Source organism: Coleofasciculus sp. H7-2, from assembly GCF_042747725.1.
Lineage (GTDB): Bacteria > Cyanobacteriota > Cyanobacteriia > Cyanobacteriales > FACHB-T130 > FACHB-T130.
In genome coordinates, this window is record NZ_JBHZGO010000050.1 from 1 (window position 1) to 16,453 (window position 16,453).

Below are 16,453 nucleotides of genomic sequence, written 5' to 3' on the forward strand. Positions count from 1 at the left end.
CATTCCGCACAGATGTGATTTTGCTTACCTTGCTTCACACCATTCTTACGGGTATGAGTAGAACCACAACGAGGACATTGCATGGCTAAGCACCTTGAATTCATACTTTATTATGCAACGCCCAAAAAAATTGGGGCAGTTCTAGAAAATATCCTAGAATTACCCCAATTTATATAACGCTCAATTAGCAATTAGCGCGCCTTATGCGATCGCTGCCATCTTCACGTCGTTATTTGCCAGAACCTCTTGCAGTTCCTCAGCGTCTACCGTTTCCTTTTCAATCAGCATCTGAGCCAATTGATCCAGAATGTGACGGTTATTCAGCAACACGTCTTTGGCACGATGGTAAGCTTGATCCACCAAATTGTGGACTTCATCATCAATCGTCGCCGCAGTTGCTTCCGAGAAATCTCGCTCGGCGGAAATGTCGCGTCCCAGAAACATATTGCCTTGCTGACGACCTAGAGCAACTTGTCCCAAGCGCTCGCTCATGCCAAATCGCATCACCATTTGACGCGCCACACGAGCCACTTGCTGCAAATCATTCGAGGCACCCGTTGTCACCTCTTCTTCACCGAAGATGATTTCTTCAGCAATCCGACCGCCCAAGGCTACTGCCATCTGATTTTGCAGATAAGAGCGGCTGTACAGACCAGAATCCATCCGGTCTTCACTCGGTGTAAACCAAGTCAAACCACCCGCACGACCGCGAGGGATGATGCTGATCTTTTGCACCGGGTCATAATCCGGCATCAGGGCACCGACGAGAGCGTGACCCGCTTCGTGATAAGCCACCAAGGTTTTGCGCTTCTCGCTCATCACCCGGTCTTTCTTCTCTGGGCCAGCTAGCACCCGGTCGATGGCATCATTCATTTCATCCATCGAGATTTCGGTCAGGTTGCGACGAGCCGCCAGAATTGCCGCTTCGTTCAGCAAGTTGGCGAGGTCAGCACCCGTGAAACCAGGGGTACGACGGGCAATTTTCTCCAAATCCACATCCTTGGCCAGCGTTTTGCCACGAGCGTGAACGTTGAGAATTTCCAAACGACCAGCATAATCAGGACGATCCACGACCACCTGACGGTCAAATCGACCCGGACGCAACAGTGCTGCATCCAGTACATCTGGGCGGTTCGTGGCAGCAATGATAATAATCCCGGTGTTGCCCTCGAAGCCGTCCATCTCGGTCAGCAACTGGTTGAGGGTTTGCTCCCGCTCATCGTTGCCGCCGCCTAAGCCTGCACCCCGCTGACGCCCCACGGCATCAATTTCATCGATAAATACGATACAGGGAGCATTTGCCTTGGCTTGTTCAAACAGGTCGCGCACGCGGGAGGCACCCACACCCACGAACATTTCTACAAACTCAGAACCAGAGATAGAGAAGAAAGGCACGCCTGCTTCCCCAGCTACTGCACGAGCTAGCAGCGTTTTACCCGTTCCCGGAGGGCCAACTAGCAGCACGCCTTTGGGAATTTTTGCTCCAATGGCGGTGAAGCGGTCGGCGTTCTTGAGGAAGTCAACGACTTCATTCAGCTCTAGCTTGGCTTGGTCAATGCCAGCGACATCCCCAAAGGTGACTTGGGTTTGCGGTTCCATTTGGACTCTGGCTTTGGATTTGCCAAAGTTCATCGCTTGAGAGCCTGGGCCACTCTGAGCGCGTCGTAGCAAAAAGAACAATCCGACCAGAAGCAGAACGGGGAAAAACAGACTGCTCAAGGCGCGGAACCAGAAGCTTTCATCGCTCTGGGGCAAAACTGAAATGTCTACACCCTTGGTGGACAGAATGCCGATCAGGTCTGGGTCATTAGGCAGGTTAACGACTATCTTGCTGCCGTCTTGCGCGGTGACAAGCGCCTTAGTGCGGTCGGCATTAAGACCAACTCTTTCAATCCGACCGTCTTGAACTTCCTGAATCAACTTGCTGTATTTCCAGGTTTCCCGGCTTTGGGGTTGTTTGTCTAAAAATGCTGTTCCTAAGGCGATTACAACTATTGCCAGCAGCGCATACAGCCCTGCATTTCTCCACCGCTTATTCACCGAATTTCCTCCTAAGCTCTAGGATGTGGGGACGCTTTGAATTTTTATTTGTATTAACTTATGTTAACCCGTCTCAGAATTCCTTGACACGGTTGGTTCATAGAAACCTTCAACAACGTCATCTATCTTCATCGTAACCGTCGCCACAAAAACAACCATCCCAGCCGGAACAATATACTCCCACACACTCTTATGGGTGGGGCTACCAAAGCCTGTCGGGAGCAGGCGTAAGACTCCTAGCCTGCTCCCGACAGGCTTCGTTTGTTGAGCCGCGACTTCTGTCGAGCTTTTTACTCTCATGGGGATGCTTTGTGGGTTTGGTAGCTCTGAAACAAGCTTTGCAATTGCTCTAGGCTGCTGTGAAAAGGGTCAAAAGTTAAAGTGCTGTCCTGGCAAAGAACGGTATGAATCGGAAGGACTTGCACCACGCAATTACTATAAGCAAGAACAGACAATCCTTTCACAAAGTCAGCATCCCAAGGCACTTCCCCAGGAGTTAAATTTTGACTTCCCAGCCAGTTGATGAGTTGCGATCGCGCTACTCCCGGCAAAATTCCTGCATCCAGAGGCGGCGTCCACCACTTACCATCTCGCCATCCCCAAAGATTGCCCGTACTGGTTTCTAACCAATTTCCCCCATCATCGACCAAAATTGCTTCTTTCGCTCCCATCTGCTGGGCTTTTCCCAATGCCAGCCAAGCAGACAGGTAGTTCCCAGTTTTATGTTCGGGAATTGAGCGGCAAAATAAAGGTTCTGCCGCTAGCCAACTTTCTATACCATCTTTTTGGCGTTTTGTCAAATCGTCGGGGAAAAACCGCCCGGTAATCCACTCTCGCCCATCGGGAAATATGGTAATTCTGAGAACGGGGAAGTGTGGGATTAACGCTTCTGCTTCTTGCCGTAATCGTTCCCAGTCTGGCTGCTGCCAGTCAAAAGTTTGCAAACTGCAACAGATGCGATCGCAATGTCCCATCCAGTTAGTCAGTTGACTATCCAACGACTGTTCGTAAACCCGCAGCGTTGTAAACACCTTAGCTCCATAAAGCAACCCCGGATCGTCAATCGCTAATTCCAGGGTTCCCGACTCAATCAGGTTGCCGTTATACCAGTACATCTAATCACCTTCGGGTGAGTACAATATACTTCAACGTAATACACAAAGGCGACGAACAACGCGATCGCATCACCAACTAGAGAACTAGATTCAAAGAATTTCTAGCCAAGCTAGCGATCGTTGCAGCTAATACAGCTGCCTCGACTGGCTTAGGGATGTGCCTCTGGAAGCCTGCCGAAATCGCACGCTCACTGTCCTCGCTTCTAGCATACGCCGTCAGTGCCGCCGCAGGAATCTGTCCTCCTTGCTCTGGCGTCATTGCTCTAATTTTGCGGATCAGCGTGTAGCCATCCTCATCGGGCATCCCAATGTCGCTCACCAAGACATTTGGCTTTACCTGTTCCAGCGCCTCAAGTGCCTCCTGTGCCGATGCCACTGCTGTCACCCTAGCCCCATACTGTTCAAGAGCGATCGCCAGAAAATCTCGGCTATCAGCCTCGTCATCTACAACCAGCACCTGTAACCCTTCAAGTACAGTGCTGAAGACTGATGAAGACTGAGGACTGAGTGGGCTTTCTTGCTCAGTCCTCAGTCTTTTCAACTCACTCCTAATTATCAGCGGCAGCTGCACCGTAAATATTGCCCCTTGCCCCTCACCAGGACTGTCAACACAGACGGTTCCGCCGTGTAGTTCTGTCAGGTGACGAACAATTGCCAAACCTAAACCAAGCCCAGTTTGCGATCGCGTGCTGGTACTATCAGCTTGACGGAAGCGCTCGAAGACATAGGGCAGAAAGTCAGCCTCGATTCCTTTGCCTGTATCGCTCACCTCCATCTGAGCATAGGAACCAGTGCAATCGAGCTTGATTTCAACTCGTCCCCCAGATGGCGTGAACTTGATCCCATTCGAGAGCAAGTTCCAGACAATCTGCTGCAAGCGGTTTGGATCGCCTAAAACCAAACCAACGGCGGGATTGAGTACCGACTCCAGTCGAATGCATTTAGCCGCAGCTGCTAAATGCACCGTCTCCATAGCCGCTTGGACGATCGGCATCAGATTAACCGGGCACACATTCAAGGAAAGTTTGCCTCGAATCATCCGCGAGACATCCAGAAGATCCTCAATCAACTCTGCCTGTAACTTAGCGTTGCGCTCAATTGTTTCCAGTGCGCGAGCAGTCGTTGCTGCGTTCAATTTCTGAGTGCGAAGCATCCCAGACCATCCAATTATCGGGTTGAGGGGCGATCGCAACTCGTGAGAAAGTACCGCCAAAAACTCGTCTTTCATCCGGTTCGCCGCCTCCGCCTCGGCACGAGCCGCCTGTTCGCTAGCCAACAGTTGGGTACGTTCTTCCTCCGCTCGCTTGCGCTCCAGTTCGGCTGTAGCACGGGTGGCAAAGATTGTCAGCAGCGATTCTGCTAGTGGGATATTCTGCAACGGTTTTCGATCCATCACCCCAAGCAATCCCAGCACACTGCCTGTGGAGTCTAAAAGTGGAGTTGCGATATAGCTGTCAACTTCCATCTGGGCAAGCAAAAAATTACCTGAAAATTGCGCTAGGAGATCACGGGGATAGCAGCATGGCTTCCCCTGCCTAATCACCTGTTGGCAAGGCGTATTCAGCAGTGAATATTCAATGTTGTCTAAAATCTTACTTTCGGCGCATAAAGCAATAGTGCTGACCTTTTCTTTGTCTTTCTCAGCCAATTCCCCAATGAAAGCGTAATCAACACCCAATGCCTTGGTGAGGTGTTGCACCAGTGAGTAGAAAAACGCCTCCCCTGTGGCTGCCGAAACTCCCTTAGTTACCTCAATGAGAGCGGCATCCATCTGGGCAATTTTATGTGCAGCCAGCCGCAACTCTAACTCATCAACCACCATAGCCGCTAGGTCAGCAAGGGTTGCTCGCTGCTCTGCACTTAACTCATGGCGCGGTTTGCTGTCTACAAGACAAAGGGTGCCAAGATTAAAGCCATCCTTAGCGATCAGGGGGGCACCCGCATAGAAGCGAATGCCCGGTTCGCTAATTGCATAGGGCATACAAGCGAAGCGGGGATCTTTTCTTGTATCTGCAACAACTAAAACATCGTCAGACAAAATAGCGAAGCTACACATTGTTGCTTCACGATTAATTTCGCGGGTGTCAAAGCCGTAGCAGGATTTAAACCAGGCTCGAAATTTGTCAACCAAAGAAACTATGGCAATGGGTACGTCAAAAAGACGAGCCGCCAGAGCCGTAATGCGGTCGAAGCTTTCTTCAGGAGGTGTATCGAGGATATTGTAGCGACGCAGTGCCTCTAGGCGTTCTATTTCGTTAGGCGGCAGGGGAACAGTGGTCAAAGTACCTCCAGAAGACACTCCTAAAATATGGTTTGGGGCAGCTAAGATAGCTTTGTGTACCTGTCAAAGAGCGCCATATTTATAATTATTTAAATTTTACGGCACTCTCAAGTAAAACCAAATACTCTACCACAATCAGGGCAATAAACACTGCAATTATTGACACTGTTGGGATCGGAAGCGCGATCGCTTACCGGCTACTAACCACGATGGAACATAGTTGACACAAGCTACGCCTAAAGGTATAAGACTCTTTTAGAAAGATTCGCTAACTATGCCACAACACAAAATAATTCTTAGGCGTAGAAGTTTAGGTGCGGTGTGTGCGTTCCTGTTGCTCATAGGCGGTAATCGGTTGCCGCTAATCGCTAACACTCTGCTAATTATTAAATTTGAGAGATAGCGATCGCTTCCCTTTTTCCTATCTTTATGCTTTTTATTCAGGGGTGGTGAAAAGCGATCGCCATCCAGTTCGCCCAAGTTAGCGTCTTCACTTAGGGTAATCCCCTAGTACAAATTCTTCCCTGAACTGGGTGATTTTGGATTCCTGCCTCTGACTTCACTGAACTGCTTAGATAAATCGAGTATTATCTTTTGGATATTCATCCATAGTCTGAATCAAAAGTCTGAATCAAAGCCAGAGGTTGAGATTGTTTGACACTCCCCGCCGTAAAACGGACGGGGATTCTTAAGAAAATAAAGCCTCAGTAGACTTTGATTCGTAACGGCTGTGCCAAACAGCCTCTAGACAGTCCGGTAAAACCATTCTGCTTACTTTTGCGTCCGATATTCGCCGCGCCTTGTGCGTCAGCATTAATCAAATGTCCTTCTTTACTCCGATACAATCCACGCTTAACTCGCTTACCAGAAAACTGGTAAGTAGCTGGCTTGTCGGCATTGTAGACAGGCAACTCATCGCCATCCAAAAAACTGGATTTAGATGTGTAAGATTCTTCCTGCTCCTTGTATTTCAACCCATATCGCTCGCAGAGATATCTAAGTTTATTTCTCAGGATATAAAAGGGAATCTGGACAAAGTTTTGATTGGGGCGACGACCAAGATTGATATCTTGCTTCATCCCCAGGTTGAATCCGACAATCAAGCATTCAATTTTAGTATTAACGCAATGGTCGATTATCAGTCTTGCAGCTTTATTCAGGTAATCCCTGATTTGATTGCTACGATTGACATACAGCCGAGCCTGACGCTCGGTAAGTTTTTCTATCTTCTGTCGATCTTTGATAGATTGCAGTCTAGCATTTTCCTTGTTGAACCACTGGTTAATAGATTTAAGGAAGCGACCATCCACAATAAAGGATGCCCCATTGGTGTCAACACAAGTTGCCAGATTGTCCAATCCAAGATCGATCGCCAGAGAACTACCCGCAATCGTTTCGGAGGGTTCATTGGCACTTTTAGAGATATACTCAACCTCGAAGAATCGAGCATCGTATTTAGGGTGAATCCGAACCTCTTTGATAGTATCGGGGTCGAGTCGTTCTGGAAAGTTAATTACTAGATCTCCAAATCCCTTTTTAAAAGCATAGGACATCGGTACTTTAAACTTTCCATCTTTGACTTTAATCCGAGGGATTATCAACACGAAATACCCATCTTTGGGCAGGTAGTGAGGAAGTCTTACCTTCTGTTGATAAGTGCCAGATTTAACCGCATTAATCAGTCCAAAAAAGCTGTTAAAGGTTCGATCTACCACCTTCAATGTTTGCTGTGCAATGTCTGTATTGAGGGCTTGGTAGTTCTCATTCTCTTTGCACAGATGGTAAGCCGACTCATAGCGCAAGTGTTTACGTTCCTCAAAAAAGTATTGGCGAACGGTGTAAAGACCCACATTGTAGAGGTTCTTACTCAGCCTGCACAACTCTCTCAGAGCCAAGAATTCGGCTTTGTCAAGGTCGCGTAGTTGGTTTTTCTGAGTTGAGTACATAAACATTACTTTCGCTGATATCATCATTATATAGCGAAAGTTAACCAACAACAAGTTATTTTTGCCATGCATAGATTTATTGCTCATTCGTCGCTCACCCCGATATAGCCGATATCTAACGATTGTCGGTTTCGGTTGGGGTGAGACTCCTCACTCGCCTCAAGCACCCTCCCCGCGCTAAAAGCGACGGGGTTTCTCGGAGGTTCCGATGAATAAAGAGAAACGTCGCTGGTTTCAAGTTGCTTTCCAGCTAAAAGGCTCGGTCATTCCAGCAGTGTTACCTAGAACATTTGTGTGCGGTGCTTTTGGTTTGATTATTTCTGTCCTTTATCATTTTAAATTGGCTGTATCATTGCCAATTTTGGCTAGCTTAATTCCTAATATTGTTTTAGGTTTATTACTGGTTTTTCGGACAAATACAGCTTACGAAAGATTTTGGGAAGGTCGGAAATGCTGGGGCAATTTAGTTAACACCGTCCGCAACCTGGCTCGTCAAATCTGGGTGTCAGTTGACGAAAATGAACCGAAGGATCGAGAGTCAAAAATTGCCGCTTTGCGTCTTCTAGTAGCTTTTTCAGTAACTACCAAATTGCATCTAAGATCGGAGCAAGTCAACAGCGAACTAGAAGATTTGATGTCCGCCTCTCGTTATTTTAAGCTAAAGACAATGAACAATCCACCGCTAGAAGTTGCTTTTTGGATTGGAGATTATTTACAAGAACAACATGGTCGAAGTTGTTTAAATATTTATCAAATGAATTCTCTGCAAAACTTGATTAATATACTGGTAGACAATTTAGGCTCTTGCGAACGCATTCTCAAAACTCCAATTCCAATGGCTTATGCTATTCATCTCAAGCAGTTAATGTTAATTTATTGTCTATCTTTGCCATTCCAAATGGTTGCACAGTTGCATTGGTGGACTGGACTAACGGTTGCTTTGATTAGTTTCACATTGTTTGGAATTGAAGAAATTGGAATTGAAATTGAAAATCCATTTGGTCACGATCCAAATGACCTGCCTTTAGATGCGATTTGTGCTACTATGCGGCGCAATATCGAAGATTTGATTTCTCTAGCCCCTAGTGTTAGGGATTGGAAGAACACACCAATCGATAAGGCAGGATAGGAAAAAAAGCCTGCTAGCGATCGCTTAAGACGAATACGATTTTACTTGATGTCTGCATCACAAAGAGAAATTACGATTGAGCGCTTCGATATTCCTTAGGATACATGACGCTTTTTGGAACCTTGGTATCATATTTAAGAAATTAAATTATGCCCAAAAGGAAATCCTCAATGAATGGTGAATGGTTAATAAAACTTAGTGTAGTTTTATACTTTATAACGGCGACTGCACTACTGGCAGAACTGATGAATTTTCATCCATTTTCAGCTGCCCCAGTGGTGACTACCGAAGAACAAGTGCAACCGATTGCTGTAGATTATCAACTTTGAAAGCTAACGCCCCAGGGAATTGCCATTACTGAGGAGGATTATATAAATTTTTACAAAAACAGGCGAATCGAATTCGCTGTTATATATTGGCACGCATCGGGATGATCCCAAAAGAAAAGCGATCGCGCTTCGTTTAAAAGAAGCGATCGCTTGTTTCTCACCTCAAGGAGTCATTAAACCAAAGCGGCTTGCTTCAACTGTATCCCGTCAGACAGCTTCCCGCTACGCAACCATTCATCCATTTCAGATGCAATCTTAGCCGATTTGAGTTGTTCGGTGCAGTTCAGCGCCTTCCAGAACTTCTTTAAGCTATTTTAAAAAAGGGGATGCGATCGCCTGGGTTCGGTGTCTACCCCTACAAGCATCCGTATAGCCGTAGTTTAGTCTTAGTTTATTAAGTTATATGACAACTCAGGCTGGATTCATTTTAAAAGTGCTAGTCATCTCAGCTGCGCTGTCGATCTTGATTAAGTACGGTGGCCCCTATTTATCGATTCCAGCAACCCCAGCGCTGGTGCTGATGGTCGTGTTTCTGCCAACGCTGATTATGGCTGTATCCTTCTGGCAGCGATCGCGGCAATATCGCCAACTGGATTGATTTATATTTAGAGTATTAATCAATACCTAATTTAGTCAACTTCGACCAGTAAAAACACTGAGAAGCTCGACGCTTGGCAACTATCCAAACCCTACTTTCAACCTATGCGAAAGTTGCCAATATCGGCTAATCTAGCTGCATTGAACGGCAATTGCAGCCTATGTCAGCTCGGAGTCAACACCTGTGAATCTAGGTCAGTGGATTGGCTTATTCGTCTTAGTCGTTTCTCTCTATATTTTGTGGCAAATTCGGCAGGTGCTGCTGTTGGTGTTTGCCGCTGTTGTATTGGCGACTGCCTTGAACCGATTGGCGCGGCGGCTACAACGATCGGGAATGCAACATGGCATCGCTGTCCTGGTGTCGATTGTCTTATTACTAGCTCTGATTGTCGGGTTCTTTTGGCTGATTGTGCCGCCCTTTGCAGTCCAGTTTCAAGAACTCACAGAGCGAGTTCCCAGAGGGTTTGAGCGGTTGAATCTTTGGTTAGATCGCCTCAGAACTGGTCTTCCTAGTCAGCTGACACCGTATCTACCCGATGTGGAGAGCCTGAGCCAACAAGTACAGCCCTTAATCAATCGGCTACTGGGAAGCTCGGTCGCCTTTTTCTCCAGTTCTTTAGGGATTATCCTCAATATATTGCTGGTGCTGGTTTTAACCGGGATGTTGTTAGCAAATCCCCAAGCTTACCGCAAGGGATTTATCCGGCTATTTCCCTCTTTTTATCGGCGGCGAGTGGATGGGATTTTGGATCAATGCGAGGTGTCATTAGGGCGATGGTTTGGAGGCGCTCTGATTAGCATGAGTGTAGTGGCGCTGATGAGTATGATTGGCTTGTCGGTTTTGCGTATTCCCTCACCGCTAGCTCAAGGGATTTTGGCGGGAGTTTTAAATTTGATTCCCAATCTTGGCCCGACGATTAGTGTCATCCCACCAATGGCGATCGCGCTGTTGGAGGCTCCTTGGAAATGCTTGGCTGTGTTCGGTCTTTACTTTGTTATTCAGCAGGTTGAAAGCAATTTTTTAACACCCTACGTTATGGCTCAACAGGTGTCGCTGTTGCCAGCGGTAACGTTACTTGCCCAAGTATTTTTTGCCACCTTCTTTGGGTTTTTAGGGTTGTTCTTGGCGTTACCGCTAACCGTTGTCGGTCAGATTTGGGTCAAAGAAGTCTTATTCAAAGATGTCCTCGATCAATGGCGCAATCAGCGTGAAGTTGCTTTTGAAACCAAGGGTGCAGAGTTATCCGATGAAGCTGCTGAATTTGATAAAGAAACTGGAGCCTTGTCGGAAGCAAATTCATCCATCAATGACAAGCCTAATCTTGATAACGAGAATCAGCCGAATGTTGATGACGTAACTGGCAAACAGAAGAAGTAGCGATCGCTATCATCAGTAACCTCCGATAAAATAATCCTACTTTCTCAAATTGCCCTATTGGAATACGACAACACTTGCAAGTATCTTGCCGAGAATTACCCAGATGAATTTGCCAAGTGGCTACTTTCATCTGAAACTTCAGACATCCTGGTAATCAAAACCGAACTCAGTCTGGAACCGATTCGCGCCGATTCTGTTACCTTCCTGCAAGTCGCCAACCAAATCTTGCACCTGGAATTTCAAACCTTGGCGCAATCGACTCCTCCCCTCGACTTCCGGATGCTCGACTACTATACGCGACTGAAGCGGCAATATGGGTGTGAAATTGTGCAGGTGGTGATTTTTTTGCAAGCCACTACCTCAGAACTCGTCTTTCGACAGCAGTACACAGACACAAACACCAGACATGAATATCGAGTCATCCGTCTGTGGGAGGAAGATCCCACCCCACTGCTAGCAAACCCTGCGCTCCTACCCCTGGCAACCTTAGCTCGCAGCGATTCACCCAGAGCCTTATTAGAGCAAGTCGCCGCTGGGGTCGCTACGATCGAGGAAACCACCGAGCGACAGAATATCCTAGCTTGTGCAGGAGTGCTGGCTGGTTTGCGGTTTAAAAAAGATTTGATTCAACAACTATTACGAGAGGAAATTATGCAGGAATCTGTTATCTATCAAGACATCCTCCAAAAGGGAGAGCAACGAGGTCTGCAACAAGGTCTGCAACAAGGAGAGGTGGCGCTAATTTTGCGACTGCTCAGGCTACGATTTGGTGACATTAATCCTGAAGAGCAAGAACAGATTCGCGGTTTATCTATCCCTCAGTTAGAGGAATTGGCGGAGGCGCTGTTGGATTTCTCCAGCCAAACTGATTTAGTTAGCTACTTGGCGGCGATAGAATCATCGGCAATCTGAACAGCAGCGCACAACGCGAACCTATAAACGGGGTCGCCCCAAGGGGTATCGCAATAGTGGAAACTAGGGATGAGCAAAAGTCCGACCCTTCAACCTTCCCTATGCGAACCCTTGCCGAAATTAACGACAAAATCAGCCACCAGCGTGCAGTGGTGTGGACAACAGAAGAATTAAAAGTACGGGTGGCAGAAGTGGGAGTCACCCAAGCTGCGAAGCAAGTAGATGTGATTACCACCGGCACCTTTGAGCCGATGGAGTCGTCGGGGGCGATTATTAACTTGGGACACACCGACCCCCCGATAAAAATTCGTCAATGCTGGTTAGATGGTGTTTTAGCCTACTCTGGCTTTGGGGCAGTGGATTTGTATCTGGGAGCAACCCAGATGGTGGAATATCGGAGTAGCGGCGACCCCTTGGACGGCGAAGAATCCAGAGAACGCGGCGGCGGTCATGTGATTGAAGACTTAATTGCTGGTAAAACGGTGCAACTACGCGCCATTGGACAGGGGACGGACTGCTATCCTCGTGCTTCCTTTGAGACAACTATCACCCGCGACACAATTAACCAGTTTTATCTATATAATCCTCGCAATCTATACCAAAATTTTATCGTCGGGGTGAATGGAGGCGATCGCCCCCTTTATACTTACCTCGGTCCCCTGCAACCCCGCCTCGCCAATGCCGTCTACTCAAACGCTGGGGCAATTTCTCCCCTCCTGAACGATCCAGACCTGCAAATGATTGGGATTGGCACCCGGATTTTCTTAGGCGGCGGCGTCGGCTATGTGGCTTGGGAAGGCACCCAACACTTCCCCTTGCAAAAGCGCTTGCCAAATCGAACGCCCGTTGGTCCTGCTGCCACTCTTGCCTTAATGGGAGATGCCAAACAAATGAATTCTCGCTGGGTGCGCGGTTGCTATTTCAAAAATTATGGCCCTTCTCTGATGCTGGGCGTTGGCGTCCCGCTGCCCGTTTTACAAGAGCAAGTCGTCGCCAATTGTGCCCTGCAAGACAAGGAGATCGTGGCACCTGTTGTCGATTTCTCGATTCCTCGGCGCGTCCGTCCCACTTTTGGTCTCGTGAGTTACGCCCAGCTCAAGACGGGACGCATCACAATTGAGGGCAAACCCGTGCGGGTCGCCCCCTTGGTTAGTCTATTTTTTTCCCATCAAGTGGCGCTGGAGTTGAAGCAATGGATTGATGCGGGGAAATTTACCCTCACCGAACCTGTTGCCCCAATTCCAATGGATCGGTCGTTTTTACCCCAAGACCGATGGGGTTCTCAAATTTCCCTGGATTAGTCATTCGTTATTAGGCTGTAACTCATCACAGTGACTAATGACTAACAGCCTGTTTATTCTGGCGGCGGGGAAGAGCGCTTAACTGGCTTTGGCAAGGGTTCTCGGCGTTTGGGGGACGGGGGCGCGATCGCTGCGGGTCTTTCTTTGCCTGGACGCACGGGACGCTCTCGACTTCCTCCTCCTGGCTGTCTGCTGGGAGGACGCCCACCTCCACCTCGGAACGGCTTCTTGCCCGGAACCTTTCTGGGAGGCAGGCGACCAATATCCTGGCTCTCCTGAATTACCAGGGAGTTCCCCTGTCGCTGCACCTGCAAATCCATGAAATGACCGACTGCTTTTTCTTGGACAACACCAATGAGTTTCAACTTGAAAAACTTGGGCGTGTCTTCCTGCTTGCGGGGAGACTGCTTAATCTTGACAATGATGCCTTCTTCTTCTTCCCGCGACTGAAAAATCACTTCTCCGCGAATCGAAAAATAGCCATCGTTCGCCGCCGATTCGCTTTGAATATCCGTTGGTTCGGACGATTCCGCTGTTTCCGCTTCTGGGTCAGACGACGGTTGGTTCAGCCTTTCCGGCTCCCAAACGCCCACAATCTGGACGTGCAAGTTGCCGTCTTCTTGTCGCATCCGGGGATAGACAACCCATAAATGTTCCTGCTCTAAGTTCAGGTGATTTTTGACTAAACTCATCACCCGACCCAATAGCACGGCATCGATGGCTGTTCCATCGGTTGCCAGCAGCATTCCTCGCGTAAATTGCTCGTCAGAGGACGTGTACTTACCCTTTACTAGGCCAATGGCCCGGTATTGCATAGGTTCGCTAGGCGGAGGAATGGGTTGCTGTCGGGTGACAGCAGGATTCTCCTCAGTTGTTTGTTCCAAATCGCTGTTTGACGCTGTATCCGCTGGCGTTTGCGGACTGGGTAGTGGTGGTGGTTCTGGCTTAGGATCGCCAGAAGACTGGGGTAATTCGGAGAACCGGTTCACAGAAGGACTCATAATACTCCTCGCGGCGGAGACACATCCCCTTGGGGGGAGTCAGTCAGCTCATTGTACTGAATGCGGCGATCCGACTGGTAGATCCGCAATGTTTTTGCACTCAGCAAAAACTCCTACACCTTATCAAGTTCAGTTCCATGCTGTCACTATTTTAAAACGTGGAGACGGTGATGCTGTTTGCCAAGTGTGACAGTGGAAAATAAGATTGTGTTTGATAATGGCAATAGAGTTCAGAGCAGTCGTGTGTCCCAAAAGCGCAATCGCTGGTTTATTAATCTAGTCCTAGGGCTGGGTGTGTTGATCTTTGTCGGATTGTCTATCATTCCGTTGGTGGGTATTGTTTTTGACGGCAAACAGCCTACTACTGGGGCAACACCAACACCAACCCAGACAGCAGGGGTAGCCAATCAGTCGGAACTGGAAGCGCAGGCGAAAGGTTACGAACTGGTTTTGCAGCGAGAACCAGAGAATCAAACGGCGCTGCGGGGGTTGTTGGAAGCGCGGCTAAAAATGCGGGATATCAAAGGCGCGATCGCTCCTTTAGACAAACTGGCGAAGCTAAATCCAGATCAAAGCGAGTACGCAGTTTTACTCGCGCAGGCTAAACAGCAAACTGGGGATCGAGAAGGGGCTGCCCAAACTTATCGTTCGATTTTGACTTCTAAACCGGGAGATATGAACGCCCTGCAAGGTCTTGTGAGTCTCCTGGTACAACAAAACCGTCCGGAAGCAGCGATTGGATTGCTGCAAGACACGTTGAAAACGGCTCCACAAGTGAATCAAGTTCAACCGGGTAGCGTTGATGTCACTTCGGTGCAGTTAGAGTTGGGCAAGGTTTACGTTGAGCTAAAGCGCTATCCGGAAGCGATCGCTATCTACGATGATGCGATCAAAGGCAATAAACAGGATTTTCGTCCCGTGCTAGCGAAGGCGCTGGTGCTGCGAGAACAAGGTAAAATCGCCGAAGCTAAACCTCTATTTAATACAGCGATCGCCTTAGCTCCAGCCAGAGTCAAAGACCAAATTAAACAACTGGCGGCTGACGCACCCGCACCCACTACTTCGCCTTCTGCCTCTCCCAGTGTTGCGCCTTAGGAATTAACAATTAACAATTAAAAACATGATTTTTAATTGTTACGCTCCTTCCCACAGGGCGATCGCTCCAAAAAGCAGAAATAAGCCGCCGCCAATTGCTGTAATTAATCGCTCGGAGATTCGTCCGGCAATCATCCGACCCCCCAAAACTGCGATCGCTGCACAAATACTATGCCCCAAGATTGCCCCAGCCGTGACCCCCATCGCAGGCTGGGACGCGGCTAGCGCAATTGTGGCAATCTGAGTGCGATCGCCCCACTCTGCTAAAAATGTCAGCATAAAGGCTTCGAGTACAATCGCCCAAGGAGTTTTCTGCTTTGGCATTTTCAACTCAGCTTTTTTAACTGTAGCGATCGCTTCTTCGGCTTCTTCACAATCTACTCCCCCTGGCATCTGACTTGCTTCGTACAATAACTTCACCCCGAAGCCAACAAAAAAAATAATTTCCGCAAAATGAAGATAATTCTGGGGTAGTAGAGACGCCACTTGTCCCATGAGAACCGATAGTACCGTCATTGCTGCCAATGCCGCCACGACTCCTGCAAATACCAGTCGTCGGGAGTGGCGCATTGCCAGAATCACAGCAATGAAAAAGGTTTTATCGCCTAATTCGGAAAAAGTGATGAATAATAAACCGGCAGTAAAAGCTGTCAGCATCCTCTCAAGCTCCTCAGAATTTTCTACCTATCGCATCTGAGTGAGCTTTCTGGAGGGTACAGGGACTTCACCAGCAGCTCACATCAGATGTGAACTCGGTGAAGGTCTCGCTCCCAAGGCTTGAAACTTTAGTTCAGCGCCTACGCGCTTGTTTCTAGTTTCTTTAGCTTGTCACCTGAACCAGGCTCATCGCCAGTATGTTGATTCAGATGGGCTAGCGTAATTCTTCGCTAGCAGCTACTCCCCTTCATTGTTAAGTAATTATACATCTAACTATGGGTAGAAGAAAAGTAGTAAATTTACCTCAAACAGCAAGAAGGCTCACACCGTAATCTCTGATCCGGTGTCGAGATGAATTGCGAGTGAGTCGAGTTGCGTAGTTTGATTGTATTTGAGCGTAGCGAAAACAGAGAAAACTACAGCGACTTGATGAACAAAATATTTTATTTTTTGGTAACACAACTGTCTAAATACGCGTTATCATGAATATGTAAACACGGTAAGGACTATAGCATACTTCGACCCTTCGACAGGCTCAGGGCAGGCAGGCTCAGTAACCATCCTTCAACAGGCTCAGTAACCATGTACAGAGCAGCTAAAGTTAGAATTTATCCCACTGATCAGCAAGAATCCTATCTAGCTCAGTGTTTTGGTAATGCTCGTTGGTTGTGG

At 48.0% G+C, this 16,453-nt stretch carries 15 protein-coding genes; 8 read left to right on the forward strand and 7 right to left on the reverse strand.

What is annotated here, in order from left to right; all coding sequences use genetic code 11:
* Positions 1-201: 201 nt before the first annotated feature.
* The 5 genes from ftsH3 to ACFW2W_RS12310 all read right to left on the reverse strand — a co-directional run bounded on the left by ftsH3 (position 202) and on the right by ACFW2W_RS12310 (position 7,382).
* Entirely contained in the window at positions 202-2,040 is a 1,839-nt protein-coding gene (gene ftsH3 / locus ACFW2W_RS12290; RefSeq protein WP_378178045.1) for an ATP-dependent zinc metalloprotease FtsH3, read from the reverse strand.
* 63 nt (positions 2,041-2,103) lie between these two features.
* Positions 2,104-2,340 carry a hypothetical protein gene (locus ACFW2W_RS12295; protein WP_378178047.1) on the reverse strand — a complete coding sequence of 79 codons (237 nt, stop codon included), beginning with the start codon at positions 2,338-2,340 and terminating at the stop codon, positions 2,104-2,106.
* Entirely contained in the window at positions 2,337-3,155 is an 819-nt protein-coding gene (locus ACFW2W_RS12300) for an aminotransferase class IV (RefSeq protein WP_378178049.1), read from the reverse strand. The genes ACFW2W_RS12295 and ACFW2W_RS12300 overlap by 4 nt, the downstream gene beginning before the upstream one ends.
* A 76-nt stretch (positions 3,156-3,231) precedes the next feature.
* Positions 3,232-5,436: an ATP-binding protein gene (locus ACFW2W_RS12305; RefSeq protein ID WP_378178051.1), complete on the reverse strand. Its 2,205-nt coding sequence runs from the start codon at positions 5,434-5,436 to the stop codon at positions 3,232-3,234.
* Positions 5,437-6,140: 704 nt separating this feature from the next.
* Positions 6,141-7,382 carry an RNA-guided endonuclease InsQ/TnpB family protein gene (locus tag ACFW2W_RS12310; protein ID WP_378178053.1) on the reverse strand — a complete coding sequence of 414 codons (1,242 nt, stop codon included), beginning with the start codon at positions 7,380-7,382 and terminating at the stop codon, positions 6,141-6,143.
* Positions 7,383-7,590: 208 nt separating this feature from the next.
* On the opposite strand from ACFW2W_RS12310, the gene ACFW2W_RS12315 reads away from it, so the two are divergent.
* The 6 genes from ACFW2W_RS12315 (at position 7,591) to ACFW2W_RS12340 (ending at position 13,028) form a co-directional block, all read left to right on the forward strand.
* Entirely contained in the window at positions 7,591-8,511 is a 921-nt protein-coding gene (locus tag ACFW2W_RS12315) for a bestrophin family protein (RefSeq protein WP_378178055.1), read from the forward strand.
* A 149-nt stretch (positions 8,512-8,660) separates the two neighbouring features.
* A complete protein-coding gene (locus ACFW2W_RS12320) occupies positions 8,661-8,840 on the forward strand; it encodes a hypothetical protein (protein WP_378178057.1) in 180 nt (59 codons plus the stop codon).
* Positions 8,841-9,243: 403 nt separating this feature from the next.
* On the forward strand, positions 9,244-9,438 hold the full coding sequence (locus ACFW2W_RS12325) for a hypothetical protein (protein WP_378178059.1): 195 nt from the start codon (positions 9,244-9,246) through the stop codon (positions 9,436-9,438).
* Between the two features lie 183 nt (positions 9,439-9,621).
* The gene (locus ACFW2W_RS12330) at positions 9,622-10,815 is read left to right on the forward strand and encodes an AI-2E family transporter (RefSeq protein ID WP_378178061.1); all 1,194 of its coding nucleotides are present in this window, start codon (positions 9,622-9,624) and stop codon (positions 10,813-10,815) included.
* A 57-nt stretch (positions 10,816-10,872) separates the two neighbouring features.
* Entirely contained in the window at positions 10,873-11,727 is an 855-nt protein-coding gene (locus ACFW2W_RS12335; protein WP_378178063.1) for an Rpn family recombination-promoting nuclease/putative transposase, read from the forward strand.
* A gap of 101 nt (positions 11,728-11,828) precedes the next feature.
* On the forward strand, positions 11,829-13,028 hold the full coding sequence (locus tag ACFW2W_RS12340) for a homocysteine biosynthesis protein (RefSeq protein ID WP_378178065.1): 1,200 nt from the start codon (positions 11,829-11,831) through the stop codon (positions 13,026-13,028).
* A 53-nt stretch (positions 13,029-13,081) separates the two neighbouring features.
* Here ACFW2W_RS12340 and ACFW2W_RS12345 read toward each other — a convergent pair whose 3' ends face one another.
* Positions 13,082-14,017: a hypothetical protein gene (locus ACFW2W_RS12345; protein ID WP_378178067.1), complete on the reverse strand. Its 936-nt coding sequence runs from the start codon at positions 14,015-14,017 to the stop codon at positions 13,082-13,084.
* A gap of 255 nt (positions 14,018-14,272) precedes the next feature.
* On the opposite strand from ACFW2W_RS12345, the gene ACFW2W_RS12350 reads away from it, so the two are divergent.
* On the forward strand, positions 14,273-15,124 hold the full coding sequence (locus ACFW2W_RS12350) for a tetratricopeptide repeat protein (RefSeq protein ID WP_378178069.1): 852 nt from the start codon (positions 14,273-14,275) through the stop codon (positions 15,122-15,124).
* A 39-nt stretch (positions 15,125-15,163) separates the two neighbouring features.
* Here the strand turns inward: ACFW2W_RS12350 and ACFW2W_RS12355 are convergent, their stop codons facing one another.
* Positions 15,164-15,781: a TMEM165/GDT1 family protein gene (locus ACFW2W_RS12355; RefSeq protein ID WP_378178071.1), complete on the reverse strand. Its 618-nt coding sequence runs from the start codon at positions 15,779-15,781 to the stop codon at positions 15,164-15,166.
* Positions 15,782-16,363: 582 nt separating this feature from the next.
* Here ACFW2W_RS12355 and ACFW2W_RS12360 point away from each other — a divergent pair.
* Positions 16,364-16,453 (forward strand): helix-turn-helix domain-containing protein (locus tag ACFW2W_RS12360; RefSeq protein WP_378178073.1); only part of this gene is annotated, 90 nt, incomplete at its 3' end.